We start from the raw sequence: 14,248 nt of genomic DNA, 5'->3' as shown, positions 1-14,248 counted from the left end.
CATCAACCTTTCGCGACTTCCTTCGCGAACGTGTCGCGCAGGCCGATGGTGCGCGAGAACACCGGCTTGCCCGGCGTCGAGTCCTTGTCATGCACGAAGTAGCCCTGGCGCTCGAACTGCATCGGCGCGGTCGAATTGCTCTCCGCAACGGAAGCCTCGACCCGCGCCTCAGTGAGGATCTCCAGCGAATTCGGATTGAGGTCGGCCGCGAAGTTCGAAGCATCCGGGCTCGGATTTGCGAACAGCTGGTTGTAGATGCGGATCTCCGCCGGCTTCGAGGCAGCCGCCGGCAGCCAGTGCATGGTCGCCTTGACCTTGCGGCCGTCGGGCGCGTTGCCGCCCCTGGTCGCGGGATCGTAGGTGCAGCGCAGCTCCACCACCTCGCCCTTATCGTTCTTGATCACGCCGGTGCACTTGACGAAATAGGCGTAGCGCAACCGCACCTCGTTGCCCGGCGACAGGCGGAAGAACTTCTTCGGCGGGTTCTCCATGAAGTCGTCCTGCTCGATGTAGAGCTCGCGGCCGAACGTGATCTTGCGCGTGCCGGCGCCGGCATCGTCGGGATGGTTGATCGCCTCGAGCTCCTCGGTCTGCCCTTCCGGATAGTTCTCGATCACGACCTTGAGCGGCTTCAGCACGGCCATGCGGCGCTGCGCCGTGCGGTTAAGCTCCTCGCGGATACAGAACTCCAGCATGCCGACGTCGACGACGCTGTTGGCCTTGGCGACGCCGATGCGCTTGACGAATTCGCGCAGCGCGGCCGGCGGCACGCCGCGGCGGCGCATGCCCGCCATGGTCGGCATGCGCGGATCGTCCCAGCCCGCGACATGGCCGTCGCGGACGAGCTGGGTCAGCACGCGCTTGGACAGCAGCGTGTAGGTCAGGTTTAGCCGCGCGAATTCGTACTGGTGCGGCTTCGACGGCACCGGCAGCTTCTCGATGAACCAGTCGTACAGCGGCCGGTGATCCTCGAACTCCAGCGTGCAGATCGAATGCGTGATGCCTTCGATCGCGTCCGACTGGCCATGCGCGTAATCGTAGCTCGGATAGATGCTCCACTTGGTGCCGGTGCGCGGATGATGCGCATGCAGGATGCGGTACAGCACGGGGTCGCGCAAATTGATGTTGCCTGCGGCCATGTCGATCTTGGCCCGCAGCACGCGCGCGCCGTTCGGGAATTCGCCTGATTTCATGCGGCGGAACAGGTCGAGGTTCTCGTCCACGCTGCGGTCGCGGAACGGCGAGTTCTTGCCGGGCTCGGTCAGCGTGCCGCGCGAGAGGCGGATCTCCTCCTGGGTCTGGTCGTCGACATAGGCGAGCCCGTCACGGATCAGCTGTTCCGCCCATTCATACAGGCGGTCGAAATAATCCGAAGCGAAGAACAGGTTCTTGCCCCAGTCGAAGCCGAGCCAGCGCACGTCGGCCTGGATGGAATCGATATATTCCTGTTCCTCCTTGACCGGGTTGGTGTCGTCGAAGCGCAGATGGCAGCGACCCGGAAACTCCTGGGCGATGCCGAAGTTGAGCGCGATCGACTTGGCGTGGCCGATGTGCAAATAGCCGTTCGGCTCCGGCGGGAACCGGGTCACGATCTCCCTGTATTTGCCCTGATCGAGGTCGGCCTGGACGATGTCACGAATGAAATCGCGCCCAACCTCAGTCGCCACCGGTTCTGTCATCACGAAAATCCTGTAGGGAAATCAGCGGCCCTTCTGCCAAATTCGCGTGGCTGAGCCAAGGCCTAGCATCTCCGCCGTCGGGCTTTAGTTATGCTCCGGTCCTGCTATACACCACCGCCTCCAATGCATAGGCCCTGCCAAGAATGACCGATTCCGTCGTCACCCGCTTCGCTCCCTCGCCGACCGGCTTCCTTCATATCGGGGGGGCCCGCACGGCGCTGTTCAACTGGCTCTATGCGAAGAAGCACGGCGGCAAGATGCTGCTCCGGATCGAGGATACCGACCGGGAGCGCTCCACCGAGGCCGCCATCGCCGCCATCCTCGACGGCCTGAAATGGCTGGAGCTCGGCTGGGACGGCGAGGTCATCTACCAGTTCGCCCGCGCCGCCCGCCACCGCGAGGTCGCCGAGCAGCTGCTGGCCGACGGCAAGGCCTACCGCTGCTACGCCACGGCCGAGGAGCTCGCCGCCATGCGCGAGAAGGCGCGCGCCGAAGGGCGCACCCGCCTCTATGACGGCATGTGGCGCGACCGCGATCCCGCGACGGCTCCGAGCGACGTGAAGCCCACCATCCGCCTGCGCGCGCCGCAGACCGGCGAGACCGTGATCGAGGATCAGGTTCAGGGCCGCGTAGTCTGGCAGAACGAGAACCTCGACGATCTCGTCCTGCTGCGCGGCGACGGCAACCCGACCTATATGCTCGCCGTGGTGGTCGACGACCACGACATGGGCGTCACCCATGTGATCCGTGGCGACGACCACCTGATCAACGCCGCGCGGCAGAAGCAGATCTACGATGCGATGGGCTGGGCGCTGCCCAGCATGTCCCACATCCCGCTGATCCATGGCCCGGACGGCTCGAAACTGTCCAAGCGCCACGGCGCGCTCGGTGTCGATGCCTACCGCGCCATGGGATATCTGCCGGCGGCGCTGCGCAACTACCTCGTCCGGCTCGGCTGGAGCCATGGCGACCAGGAGATTTTCTCGACCGAGGAGATGATCGCGGCATTCGACCTCGCCAGTGTCGGCCGCGCTGCCGCCCGCTTCGATTTCGCCAAGCTGGAAAACCTCAACGGTCACTACATCCGCCATGCCGACGATCAAGCACTCGTGAAGATGTTCGAGGATGTGCTGGACCACGTGCCCGGACGCAGCGAGCTCAAGGCCAAGTTGAACGACACCACGCGCGCACAGCTCCTCAAGGCCATGCCGGCCCTGAAGGAGCGCGCCAAGACTCTGATCGAGCTGATCGACGGCGCCCATTTCATCTTCGCCGACCGGCCGCTGGCGCTCGATCCCAAGGCGCAGGCGCAGCTGACGCCCGAGAACCGCAAGCTGATCGGCCAGCTTCATTCCGCGCTGGAGAAAGTCGAGACCTGGAGCGGCGCCGCGACGGAGGCCGCGCTCCGCGCCTTTGCCGAGGAAAACAGTCTCAAGCTCGGCGCCGTTGCCCAGCCGCTGAGGGCGGCGCTTACCGGGCGGACGACGTCGCCTGGTATATTTGAGGTTTTGGACGTGCTGGGACGCCAGGAGAGCCTTGGCCGCCTCAAAGACCAGTCTACGACGTAAGTCGATCATGCGTGCGGCGATCTTGCAGCGCACACAGCAATAATATACCCATCTCCCCCGTACATTCTGGAACTTCCGGCCTGCCCCCATGATCTTCCCAGGGGCCTCCGGCTCCGGCCCGTTTCACCACACATCGGGGACCTACGATGGACGCAAAACCAAGCAACAAGACCGCTACGCTGACGGTAGGAAACAAGAACTACGAGCTTCCGATCCTCAGCGGCAGCGTCGGGCCCGATGTCGTCGATATCGGTAAGCTCTACGGCCAGTCCGGCCTGTTCACCTACGATCCGGGCTTCACGTCGACCGCGAGCTGCCAGTCCAAGATCACCTATATCGACGGCGACGCTGGCGTGCTGGAATACCGCGGCTACCCGATCGAGCAGCTCGCCGAGCATGGCGACTTCCTGGAGACCTGCTATCTCCTGCTCTACGGGAACCTGCCGACCGCCTCGCAGAAAAGGGATTTCGACCACCGCGTGACTCATCACACGATGGTGCACGAGCAGATGGCCCGCTTCTTCCAGGGCTTCCGCCGCGATGCCCATCCGATGGCGATCATGGTTGCGGCCGTCGGCGCGCTCGCCGCATTCTATCACGACTCGACCGACATCAACGATCCGAAGCAGCGCATGATCGCCTCCATGCGCATGATCGCGAAGATCCCGACCCTGGCGGCGATGGCCTACAAGTACACCGTCGGCCAGCCCTTCATCTATCCGAAGAACTCGCTGGGCTTTGCCGAGAACTTCCTGAACATGTGCTTCGCGGTGCCCTGCGAGGATTACAAGGTGAGCCCCGTGCTCGCCGACGCGCTCGAGAAGATCTTCATCCTGCACGCCGACCACGAGCAGAATGCCTCGACGTCGACCGTGCGCATCGCCGGCTCTTCCGGCGCCAACCCGTTCGCCTGCATCGCGGCGGGCATCGCCTGCCTCTGGGGCCCGGCGCATGGCGGTGCCAACGAAGCCGCGCTCAACATGCTCTACGACATCGGCACGGTCGACAAGATCCCCGAGTTCATCGCCAAGGTGAAGGACAAGAACTCCGAAGTCCGCCTGATGGGCTTCGGTCACCGCGTCTACAAGAACTACGATCCGCGCGCCAAGATCATGCAGAAGATGTGTCACGCCGTGCTCAAGGAGACCGGCCATGGCGACGATCCCATGCTGAAGGTGGCGATGGAGCTCGAGAAGATCGCGCTCAGCGACCAGTACTTCATCGACCGCAAGCTCTACCCGAACGTCGACTTCTATTCGGGCATCACGCTGAAGGCGATGGGCTTCCCGGTCTCGATGTTCACCGTGCTGTTCGCCGTCGCCCGCACCGTCGGCTGGATCAGCCAGTGGAGCGAGATGATCGAGGATCCGCAGCAGAAGATCGGCCGTCCGCGCCAGCTCTACACCGGCGTGACCAAGCGCGATTACGTGCCGATCGGCGATCGCAAGTAAGACCTGAGCCGGTACGGCTCACGAAACGGCGCCATCCCAGGATGGCGCCGTTTTTGTTCGTGACGGTGCTCGCAGAGCGAATGTGGGAGCGTACCCTTCACCCGTTGGCACGCTTCGCATTGCCCACGCGACGAGACCGGTTGTTGTCGCGCACTTGCTGCGGCGCCTTCGTACGGGCCTTCGAACAGAGCGCGCGTCGCCCTCTCCTCAACATCGACCAGAGAGCAGACCGAGCGCCGATCGACGACGTGTCTGCAGCGGCGGGCGCAGCGCCGTTGTTCGTGCCTTGCAAACTCGTGGACATCGAGGCCTGCTTTGGAATTGACGCCGGCCTCGCGGAGGGCTTCTTCCTCGGGTCCGCGCCGCTGTCTGCCTCAGCAGATGGCTAGTTGACAGTCCTTCGCAAAAGAAACTAGTGTGATTGCGACGGTTCTCCCTCGGGAGATCAATAGGGAATACGGTGCGGGGATGCCCCAACGCCGTGGCTGCCCCCGCAACTGTAAGCGGTGAGCCTTCGCCAAATGCCACTGGGCCCGCGGGCTTGGGAAGGCGGCGACAGGCAACGACCCGCGAGCCAGGAGACCTGCCGTCAGTCGTGGTCACACGCGAGCACATTGGGCGGGGTGTCCTGGTGGGTGTGGGTAGCCGTCTTTCGGGGCAGCGACCAGACTGCGTTCGCGGTGACGTGCCACGTTATCGCGAGCCAATCGATGACCTCCCGTACCATTGTCTCCCCGCGCCATCGCCGCGCGTTGCTCCGTTCAGTTGCATTCTCCTGTCTCGTGCTGTCGACCGAGGGCTGGGCACAGTCCGCAGGGCCGGCCCAATCGCTCGACCCCGTGGTGGTGCAGCCGCCAGAGAGGCAACCGAATGCCAGCAACAATCGAAGCAGGGACGCAATGCGCGCTGTGCGCTCACGCCAGCAACGCGGCGCGTCCGTCGACGCGCGGGCTCCGACCGCGAGCCCGGCCGGACCCGCGTTCGCCGCACCGACGCTCAACCTCACCGGAGCGAGCACGGCCGGCAGCCGGCTTGGGCTGACGCGCCTGCAGACGCCGGCCAGCGTGGAGGTGATCTCGGCTGAAACCATCGCCGAACGCGGCCAGCAGAGCATCCTGGACGCGGTGACGCAAAACGCCACCGGCTTCACCGCGAGCCCGGCGCCGGGCAACGGCGGCGTCTCGTTCAATACCCGCGGCTTTACGGGCCTCGGCTCCGTGATGACGCTCTACGACGGGACTCAGCTCTATATCGGCGCCGGCACGGTGACCTTTCCGTTCGACACCTGGTCGACCGAGCGTATCGAGGTGCTGCGCGGCCCTGCATCGGTGATGTATGGCGCGGGTGCGGTCGGCGGCGCCATCAACATCGTGTCGAAACTGCCGTTGTGGATCCCGCGCAACCAGGCCGAGATCTCGCTGGACACCAACATGGAGCGGCGGATTGCGGTCGACAGCGGCGGTCCGATCAGCAAGGACGTCGCCTATCGCATCACCGCCACCGGCAACATGTCGGACGGATGGGTCGATCGCGACAACACCTCGAACGTCGCGCTTCATGCCGTGGTCCAGGTCAGGCAGAACGAAGACGTCACCTGGACGCTGTCCACGGATTACGGTGATCGCAACCCGTCGCGCTACTTCGGCACGCCGCTGATCAACGGCAGGCTCGACGAGTCGCTACGCTTCAAGAACTACAATGTCAGCGACAGCCACATCCGCTACCAGGACAGCTGGAACCAGGTGAAGACCGACTGGCAGGTCGCCGATGGAATCTCCATCCACAACACGCTCTACTACCTGAATTCCAAGCGTCACTGGAAGGACGTCGAGAGCTACGCCTATGACCCCGCCACCGGCCTGATCAACCGCAGCGATTACATCGAGATCTTTCACGATCAGCAGCAGGTCGGCAATCGCATGGATGCGAAGTTCCGCGGGCATGTTTTCGGGATGGCCAACGAGTTCCTGGCAGGCTTTGACGTCAACAGCATCAATTTCACCCACATCAACAATTCGCCCTACGGCGGCTCGTCATCCGTCAACCCGTACAACGTCGTTTCAGGCGTGTTCAACAGCACGAACGCTACGACTCCCGGTTACGGCAGCGTGACCAACCAGTACGCTCTATTTGCCGAGAACAGGCTGTCGGTCACAGAGCAACTCTCCCTGATTGCCGGCATCCGTCAGGATGAGCCGACGGTCACGCGCACCGACTATCGGGTGCCCGCGAACAGCTTTGAAAAATCGTTCTCCTCGACGACCTGGCGCGCGGGTGCGGTCTATACGCCCGTCAAGGATCTCGCCTTCTATAGCCAATATTCCACCGCGGTCGATCCGGTCGGAGGGATCATCTCACTCTCGTCCGCCAACAGGAATTTCGATCTCTCCACCGGCAAGCAGATCGAGATCGGCGTGAAGCAATCGTTTTGGGGCGGCCGCGGCGAATGGACCTTGGCCGGCTACGAGATCGTGAAGAACAACCTGCTGGCCCGCGATCCCAACATTCCTTCGCTGACCGTCCAGGTCGGCCAGCAATCATCGCGCGGCGTCGAAGCAACGGTCGGATTTCTGCTCGATTACGGCTGGCGGATCGATGCCAACACCGCGTTCCTGCGCGCGAGGTATGACGACTTCGTGCAGTCGGTTGGCGGCGTAGCCGTGAACTATGCCGGCAACGTACCGGTCAACGTCCCGCAGACCGTCTCCAACATCTGGGCGACCTGGGCTTTTGCGCCGAATTGGTCGGCCTATGCCGGCGTGCAGATCGTCGGCAAGACCTATGCGGACAATGCCAACACGGTGACGCGCCCAGCTTATAATGTCGTCAATGCCGGTGTGCAGTGGAAGCCCGATCTCAACACCACCGTGTCGTTCCGCGTCTACAATCTGTTCGATGAGGTCTACACCACGTCGGGCGGCACCAACCAATGGCTGCTCGGCATGCCGCGCACGGCGCAGCTCGCGGTCAACGTGAAGTTCTGAGCGTGGCACGCTCCCTGAGACGCGTCCTCCGGCGGTGGCTGTATATCGGCCATCGCTGGGTCGGCATCGTCACCTGCCTGTTCTTCGCTATGTGGTTCATATCGGGCGTGGTGATGATGTACGTCGCCTTTCCGAGCCTTTCCGAGAAGGAGAGGCTGGCAGCGCTCCCTGACATGCAGTGGGCGAAAGTGGCGCTGTCGCCGGACGACGCGATGAAAGCGGCGGGCGCCACCCACTATCCGCGCGATCTCCGGCTGTCCATGCTGGCGGACGAGCCGGTGTATCGTATCACCGGCTGGGAGGGCAAGCGGCAGGCGATCTCTGCAGCCGACGGCCGCGTCATCACGGGTGTTTCCGAACAGCAGGCGCTCGCCGTCGCGCAACATCATCCCGCGAGCAGATCACCGCGTCTCGAGGAGATCGTCGATCGCGACCAATGGAGCGTAACGGCGCGTTACGATCCACTGCGCCCGCTCTACTTGATTGCGCTCGGCGACGATGCCGGCACCAGGCTCTATGTCTCCTCGCGCTCCGGGGAGATCGCGCTCGACACCAACCGCACCGAACGCACCTGGAACTGGCTCGGCTCGATCCCGCACTGGATCTACCCGACCGTGCTGCGCAAGGATGGCCCGCTGTGGCGGCTCGTCGTGCTCTGGATCTCCGGCATCTGCCTCATCGTCGGCGTCACCGGCATCTGGATCGGCATCCTGCGCGTGCGGCTGAAGCGGCGCTATGCGAGCGGCAGGATCACGCCCTATCGTGGCTGGATGGCGTGGCACCACGTCACGGGCCTGATCGCGGGCATCTTCGTGCTGACCTGGATGTTCTCCGGCTGGCTTTCGCTCAACCCCGGCGAATATTTCGCAAGCCGCAACACTAGCCGCGAGGTGCTGCAACGCTATGCCGCCCATGATGCGCCGACGATTGCGACGAAGCTGCCGACGCCGCAATCCCCCGCGGTCGAAGCGCGCTTCGTCTGGCTCGATGGCAGCCCGATGATGATCGTCGCATCGCGTGATGGCACGCAGAGGCCGCTGGATGTGACGTCGGGCCAGACGACCGCAATCCCGCAGGATCGCCTTTGGACCGCCGCAGCGAAGCTGCTGCCGCAAGCCCGCCTGGCGGAGCGCAGGGTGCTCGAAGAACACGACTCTTACTGGTACGCGCATCATCACGACCGCGAGTTGCCGGTGCTGCGCGCCGTGTTTGATGATGACGCAAAAACATGGTTTCACATCAGCCCTGTCACCGGCGACGTCATCGGCCGCGCCGACAACAGCCGTCGCACCTATCGCTGGCTGTTCAACGCGCTGCACAGTTTCGATTTCCGATTGCTTCTGATGCATCGCCCGGCCTGGGACATTGTGGTGTGGCTGCTGTCCATCCTTGGCACCGTCGTCTCTGTGAGCGGTATCGTCGTCGGCTGGCGCTATCTGCGCCATTGAAGCAAATCAGACTATCGGAAATGTCGGCTTCGGTTCATCAGCCGTTGATTGTGAGCCAATTGAGCTTCCGCTGGGCCGTCGCAAGCAGACAGTTGACGGCGTCCGCCTAACTCGTTCGCCGCCCCTTGCACATAGTCGCCAGCACGATGTCGGCGGCGAGCACGCTCGGCGATGTGTTGCCGGTGGACATGATCTGATCGAGCCGGGCGAAGGCCTCGACCTGCTGCCGGCGCAGCGGAGACTCCGTCAGCAAGTCCCGAAGCGCAGGTGCCAGTTTCTCCGGCGTGCAGTCCTCTTGCAAATATTCGGGAATGACATCCTTGCCGATGACGAGATTGGCGAGGATTACCGAGGAGACACGGATCGCGCGGCGCAGGATGAACGCCTCGATCGCGCCGACGCGATAGGCCGTCACCATCGGAATGCCCGACAGCGCGAGCTCGAGCGTCACCGTGCCGGATTTCGCCAGCGCCGCATGGGCGATACGGAAGGCGGCACGCTTCTCGTTCTCCCCGATCACGATCTCCGGCTTGACCGGCCAATTCGCGACGCCCTCGCGGATGGTGGCTTCAAGATGCGGCATGGTCGGCAGCATCAGCTCGAACGTGCGCCCCTGCGCCTGCAACCGGTCGAACGTCGCACCGAACACGTCGAGGTGATGCCGGATCTCGCTGCGGCGGCTGCCGGGCAGCACCAGCAGCACCGGCGGCGTGCCCGCGCGGCGCTTCTGCTCCTCTGCGTTCGGCCGCAGCGAGGACAATTGCTCGATCAGGGGATGACCGACATAGCTGCAGGGCGGCCCACCGAGCTTGCGGTATTCCTCCGGCTCGAACGGCAGCAGGCCGAGCACATGGTCGACATAGCCGAGCATGGTTCGTGCGCGGCCCGGCCGCCACGCCCAAAGCTGCGGCGAGACGTAATCGACGATCGGGATTCCCGGACTGCGCGAACGCACGCGCCGGGCGACGCGATGGGTGAAGTCGGGGCTGTCGATGATGACGAGGACGTCCGGCGCGGCCTCGGCCACGGCGTCAGCGGTCTTTCGGATCAGCCGCAGGATCTTCGGCAATTGCTGCACCACCGCGGCAAAGCCGACGATCGACAGCTCCTCGATCGGAAACAAGGATTCGAGCCCCTCGCGCGCCATGGTGCGGCCGCCGACGCCGACGAACTGCACGCCGTCACCGAGCCGCTGGCGCAGCACCTTCATCAAGGCGCTGCCGAGCCGGTCGCCGGATTCCTCCGTGGCGATCAGGAAGATCTTGCGCATGGGATCGCGCCCCTGCATCACGCGGGCAAGCCGATGATGAAGAGATATTTTGCGTCGGCAAGCGCGATCATCGCTTGCGGCTCCGCAGCGATGGTGTTGCCGGCGATGACGGCGATGCCCGCAAGGCCGGCGGCCGCGACGCCCTCGATCGTGCGCGAGCCGATCGTCGGCAGGTCGAAGCGCAGATCCTGGCCGCTCTTCGGCGCCTTCACCAGCACGCCGCGGCCCGTGGCGGCGCGGATGCGGCCCTCCTCACGCAGCCGCGCGACGCGGGCGAGCAGCGCGTCGGTGCCCTCGATGTCCTCGACCGCCACGACATGGCCGTCGATCACCACCGCGGCCTGGCCGATGTCGAACGGACCGAGCGCGGTCAGCACCGCGCGCCCGCGCTCGATGTCGGCCTTGCTGTTGTCGCTCGGCCATGCGCGGCTGATGCAGCCCTCGGGCATCAGGAGATCCGGTGCGACGTCCTTGATGCCGACCATGCGAAAGCCGTCCTGCTCGAGGATGCGGCCGACACCGGACAACAGATGATCGTCGCCGCCGCGAAAGGCGCGGATGACGTTGCCGAGCAGGCGCAGCGTCTTGACGTCGAAACGGATCTCCGACAGCGAGGGCCGCACCAGCGTCCCGATGAAGATCAGGTCGCGGCACCCCTCCTCGCGGAACAGCCGCATCGCGCGGCCGAGCTGGCCGACCGAGATCCAGCGATGGCGGTACTTCTCCACCCGCTGGGGATCGCAGGCCCCGCGTAGCGGAAACAGCACCGGCGTGATGCCGTGCGCGGCGAGCGACTCGGCGACCGCGAACGGCATGGCCCCGCCGCCGGCGACGATGCCGACCGGCGACGAAATCTCCGGAGCCGCCGATGTCATGTCCGCGGCCATCCCGAACTCACTTCGCGATGGCGGGAAGACAGAGCGGGCGCTTGCCCTTGCCGATGAAGTCGAGGATTTCGGCGATCGCGGGGTCTTCGCCAGCGAGCGGACGCGCCGCCTCCAGACGCTCGGCGAACGTGCCAGCCCCGTGGAAGAGCTTCTGGTAGAACGCGCGCACGGTCGCGAGCCGCTGCTTGGTGAACTTGCGACGCTTCATGCCGATCAGGTTGAGGCTCTCCAGCACCGCATATTGGCCGTTGACCAGCCCATAGGGGATGACGTCGTCGCGCACACCGCAGACACCACCGACCATGACATAGGAGCCGATGCGGGTGAACTGGTGCACCGCAGACAGGCCGCCGATGTAAACGGCATCGCCGATCTCGCAATGCCCGCCGAGTGTTGCTGACGTCGCGAAGATCACGTTGTCGCCGACCACGCAGTCATGGCCGACATGGCTGTTGTTCATGAAGTAGCCGCCGCTGCCGACGCGCGTCAGTCCGCCGCCCTTGATGGTGCCGACATTCATCGTCGCACCTTCCCGGATGGTGCAGCCAGAACCGATCTCGAGCCGGGTCGGCTCACCCTTATAACTGAGATCCTGCGGGGCGCCGCCAAGCACCGCGAACGGCGAGATCACGCAGCCATCGCCGAGCGAGGTGTGGCCGATGACGGTGACTTGTCCGATCAACCGGCAATTCGCGCCGATCACGACGTTCGGGCCGATGATGCAATAGGGTCCGATCTCGGTGCCCTCGCCGATCACGGCGCCGTCCGCGATCCGTGCGGTGGGATCAATCTTGCTCATCAAGCCAATCTTACTCGTCAAGAAGGTCTGGTTATATGTTGAAGTCGCTTGGTTTTCCGGTGGTTAGCGCGACTTTGCCCGATCTGTCCAGTGACGTATCATCTCGGCGTATTTCAAGTGCCGGATGAAGGGGTCGGGCCGGATCATCAACACGTTCATGCGGAGCTTCAACTATCGTGGTCAGGGCTCTGGTCCTTCTGCTTGTGCAGCTCGCCGGTACATCGATCGTGTCCGAGACGGTCGAGACCGGTGAACGCCGGCTCATCGATCTCGGCACGTTCGAGTGCCGCGACATCACCAGGAGCACGGTGCTTCAGCGGGTCTGTTACGATCGCGCGCGGCAGGATCTCGTCGTCGCGAGCCACGGCGCCTATGACCGCTATTGCGGCGTGACGGCCGACACGGTCGAACGCCTCCTGGGCGCGCCGTCCATGGGCCAGTTCTTCAACCAGAATATCAGGCGCGGGACGGCCGGCAGCCGCTACGATTGTCCCGCCTGAAGTGCCTGCGGGAGCACTTGGCCGCTCAGTCCGTCAGCATGGCGCCGACGTCGGCCTCCGCGACGACCTGCCCGTTGACCTTGGCGTCGCCGTGAAACCACCACATGGCCTTGCGGCGCCCGAGCGAGCGCATGTGATATTCGATGGTGTCGCCGGGCAGCACCGGCTTGCGGAACTTGCACTTGTCGATGGTGAGGAAATACACCGCCCGCGGCTTCTCGGTGCCTTCGACCGACTTGATGCCGATCACACCCGCGGTCTGCGCCATCGCCTCGATCATCATGACGCCGGGATAGACCGGCCGCTCGGGGAAATGCCCCTGGAACGCCGGCTCGTTGAAAGTGACATTCTTGATGCCGATGCCGCTGTAATCGGCGCGGATGTTGATCACGCGGTCGATGAGCAGCATCGGAAAACGGTGCGGCAGGGTCTGGAGGATCGCGTTGATATCCACCAGCTCGAACTTAACAGGTGATTCCGCCGTCATTCCCGTCCCTCGTCCTTCGGATCGGCCTTGCTGTCGCGTACCAGGCGCTCCACCGCGATGATCTCCTTGAACCACTGCTTGGTCGGCTTGGCGAAATGCCCGCCCCAGCGACCGCCCGGCGGAATGTCGTCCTTCACCGCGCTCATGGCGGTGACCTGAGCCCCGTCGCCGATCTTGAGGTGATTGTTGATGCCAACCTTCGCTCCGAGCGCCACGTTGTCGCCGATGGTGAGGCTGCCGGCGAGGCCGATCTGGGCCGCCAGCAGGCAGTGCCGGCCGATCGTCACATTGTGGCCGATCTGGACCTGATTGTCGATTTTGGTCCCCTCGCCGATCACGGTGTCCCGCAAGGACCCGCGGTCGATCGTCGTGTTGGCGCCGACCTCGACATCGTTCTGGATCAGCACCCGTCCGGTCTGCGGCACCTTCAGATGGCCCTCGGGGCCGAAGAAGATGAAGCCGTAGCCGTCCTGGCCAATCGAGCAGCCGGGATGGATCAGCACGTTGTTGCCGATCAGGGCGCACTGGATCGCCGTGCGGGCACCGACATTGCAGTCCCGGCCGATCTTGACGCCGGGGCCGATCACCGCTCCGACGCCGATCACCGTGCCGCTGCCGATCTCGGCGTCCGGGCCGATCACGGCCAGGGGATCGACGATCACGCCGTCCTCGAGCCGGGCCGAGGGATCGATGATCGCCGAGGGCGCGATACCGTCATTGCCGACCCAGGATTGCGGCCGCAGCGCGTCGCCGTGCCATTCCCGCGCGATCCTGACGAAGGCGCGGAACGGCTGCGCCACCCGCAGCACGGCCACATGTCCGGGCACCTCCGCCTCGAAACGCGGACTGACCAGGCAAGCGCCAGCCCTGGTTGCCTTGAGCTGATCGGCATATTTGAGGTTGTCGAAGAATGCCAGATGCATCGGGCCGGCTTCGTCGAGCGACGCGAGGCCCGTAATGACATGGCCGCCCCTTTCGGGGTCGACCAGCTGCGCCTTGGTCAGCGTGGCGATATCGGCCAGCGCTGTGGCAGGCGGTTTCGTGAAGAAGATCGGCTGCGCCATTCCACCCCGTCGCGGTCCGGCTTCGGCATGAAGCGGTCTGGCCGCATCATGCCTCATGTCTTGGATTGGCACGATCCCTTTCGGAAACCGGCTCCAGTGATCCGGATCGTG

Annotated in this window: 11 protein-coding genes and 1 riboswitch; of the genes, 5 read left to right on the top strand and 6 right to left on the bottom strand. The window is 64.4% G+C overall.

Translation table 11 applies throughout. The annotated features are described in order from the left end of the window. Positions 1–2: 2 nt before the first annotated feature. Positions 3–1,679: a glutamine--tRNA ligase/YqeY domain fusion protein gene (locus EDE08_RS06975; RefSeq protein ID WP_131868210.1), complete on the bottom strand. Its 1,677-nt coding sequence runs from the start codon at positions 1,677–1,679 to the stop codon at positions 3–5. Positions 1,680–1,822: 143 nt separating this feature from the next. On the opposite strand from EDE08_RS06975, the gene gltX reads away from it, so the two are divergent. The 4 genes from gltX to EDE08_RS06955 all read left to right on the top strand — a co-directional run bounded on the left by gltX (position 1,823) and on the right by EDE08_RS06955 (position 9,130). Further along, a complete protein-coding gene (gene gltX / locus EDE08_RS06970) occupies positions 1,823–3,247 on the top strand; it encodes a glutamate--tRNA ligase (RefSeq protein WP_131868209.1) in 1,425 nt (474 codons plus the stop codon). A gap of 146 nt (positions 3,248–3,393) precedes the next feature. Beyond that, on the top strand, positions 3,394–4,698 hold the full coding sequence (gltA, locus tag EDE08_RS06965; protein ID WP_131868208.1) for a citrate synthase: 1,305 nt from the start codon (positions 3,394–3,396) through the stop codon (positions 4,696–4,698). 410 nt (positions 4,699–5,108) lie between these two features. Further along, positions 5,109–5,303: riboswitch (cobalamin riboswitch) on the top strand. A 105-nt stretch (positions 5,304–5,408) separates the two neighbouring features. Continuing rightward, positions 5,409–7,682 carry a TonB-dependent receptor gene (locus tag EDE08_RS06960; RefSeq protein WP_131868207.1) on the top strand — a complete coding sequence of 758 codons (2,274 nt, stop codon included), beginning with the start codon at positions 5,409–5,411 and terminating at the stop codon, positions 7,680–7,682. Between the two features lie 2 nt (positions 7,683–7,684). After that, positions 7,685–9,130 (top strand): PepSY domain-containing protein, encoded by a 1,446-nt coding sequence (locus tag EDE08_RS06955; RefSeq protein WP_245524715.1) that lies wholly within the window; start codon positions 7,685–7,687, stop codon positions 9,128–9,130. A gap of 106 nt (positions 9,131–9,236) precedes the next feature. Here EDE08_RS06955 and lpxB read toward each other — a convergent pair whose 3' ends face one another. Genes lpxB through lpxA form a run of 3 tightly spaced genes read right to left on the bottom strand, consistent with a single transcriptional unit; the run spans position 9,237 to position 12,086 of the window. Then, positions 9,237–10,421, bottom strand: a complete 1,185-nt coding sequence (gene lpxB / locus EDE08_RS06950; protein ID WP_131868205.1) for a lipid-A-disaccharide synthase — start codon at positions 10,419–10,421, stop codon at positions 9,237–9,239. After that, a complete protein-coding gene (locus tag EDE08_RS06945; protein ID WP_165935736.1) occupies positions 10,418–11,275 on the bottom strand; it encodes an LpxI family protein in 858 nt (285 codons plus the stop codon). Before EDE08_RS06945 ends, lpxB begins: the two co-directional genes overlap by 4 nt. 19 nt (positions 11,276–11,294) lie before the next feature. Beyond that, complete coding sequence (gene lpxA, locus EDE08_RS06940; protein ID WP_131868203.1) at positions 11,295–12,086, bottom strand: acyl-ACP--UDP-N-acetylglucosamine O-acyltransferase; 792 nt, start codon at positions 12,084–12,086, stop codon at positions 11,295–11,297. 176 nt (positions 12,087–12,262) lie between these two features. Between lpxA and EDE08_RS06935 the strand changes: the two genes are divergently transcribed. Next, entirely contained in the window at positions 12,263–12,586 is a 324-nt protein-coding gene (locus tag EDE08_RS06935) for a KTSC domain-containing protein (protein ID WP_131868202.1), read from the top strand. 25 nt (positions 12,587–12,611) lie between these two features. Here the strand turns inward: EDE08_RS06935 and fabZ are convergent, their stop codons facing one another. Together fabZ and lpxD are read right to left on the bottom strand one after the other, a co-directional pair. Continuing rightward, entirely contained in the window at positions 12,612–13,073 is a 462-nt protein-coding gene (fabZ, locus tag EDE08_RS06930; RefSeq protein WP_024341283.1) for a 3-hydroxyacyl-ACP dehydratase FabZ, read from the bottom strand. Beyond that, positions 13,070–14,137 (bottom strand): UDP-3-O-(3-hydroxymyristoyl)glucosamine N-acyltransferase, encoded by a 1,068-nt coding sequence (gene lpxD / locus EDE08_RS06925; protein ID WP_131868201.1) that lies wholly within the window; start codon positions 14,135–14,137, stop codon positions 13,070–13,072. Before lpxD ends, fabZ begins: the two co-directional genes overlap by 4 nt. Positions 14,138–14,248 lie beyond the last annotated feature (111 nt).

The organism is Bradyrhizobium sp. R2.2-H, assembly GCF_004346455.1.
Classification (GTDB): domain Bacteria; phylum Pseudomonadota; class Alphaproteobacteria; order Rhizobiales; family Xanthobacteraceae; genus Bradyrhizobium; species Bradyrhizobium diversitatis.
Note: the sequence above shows the minus strand (reverse complement) of the source record. Positions and strands in the feature narration are given on the sequence as shown.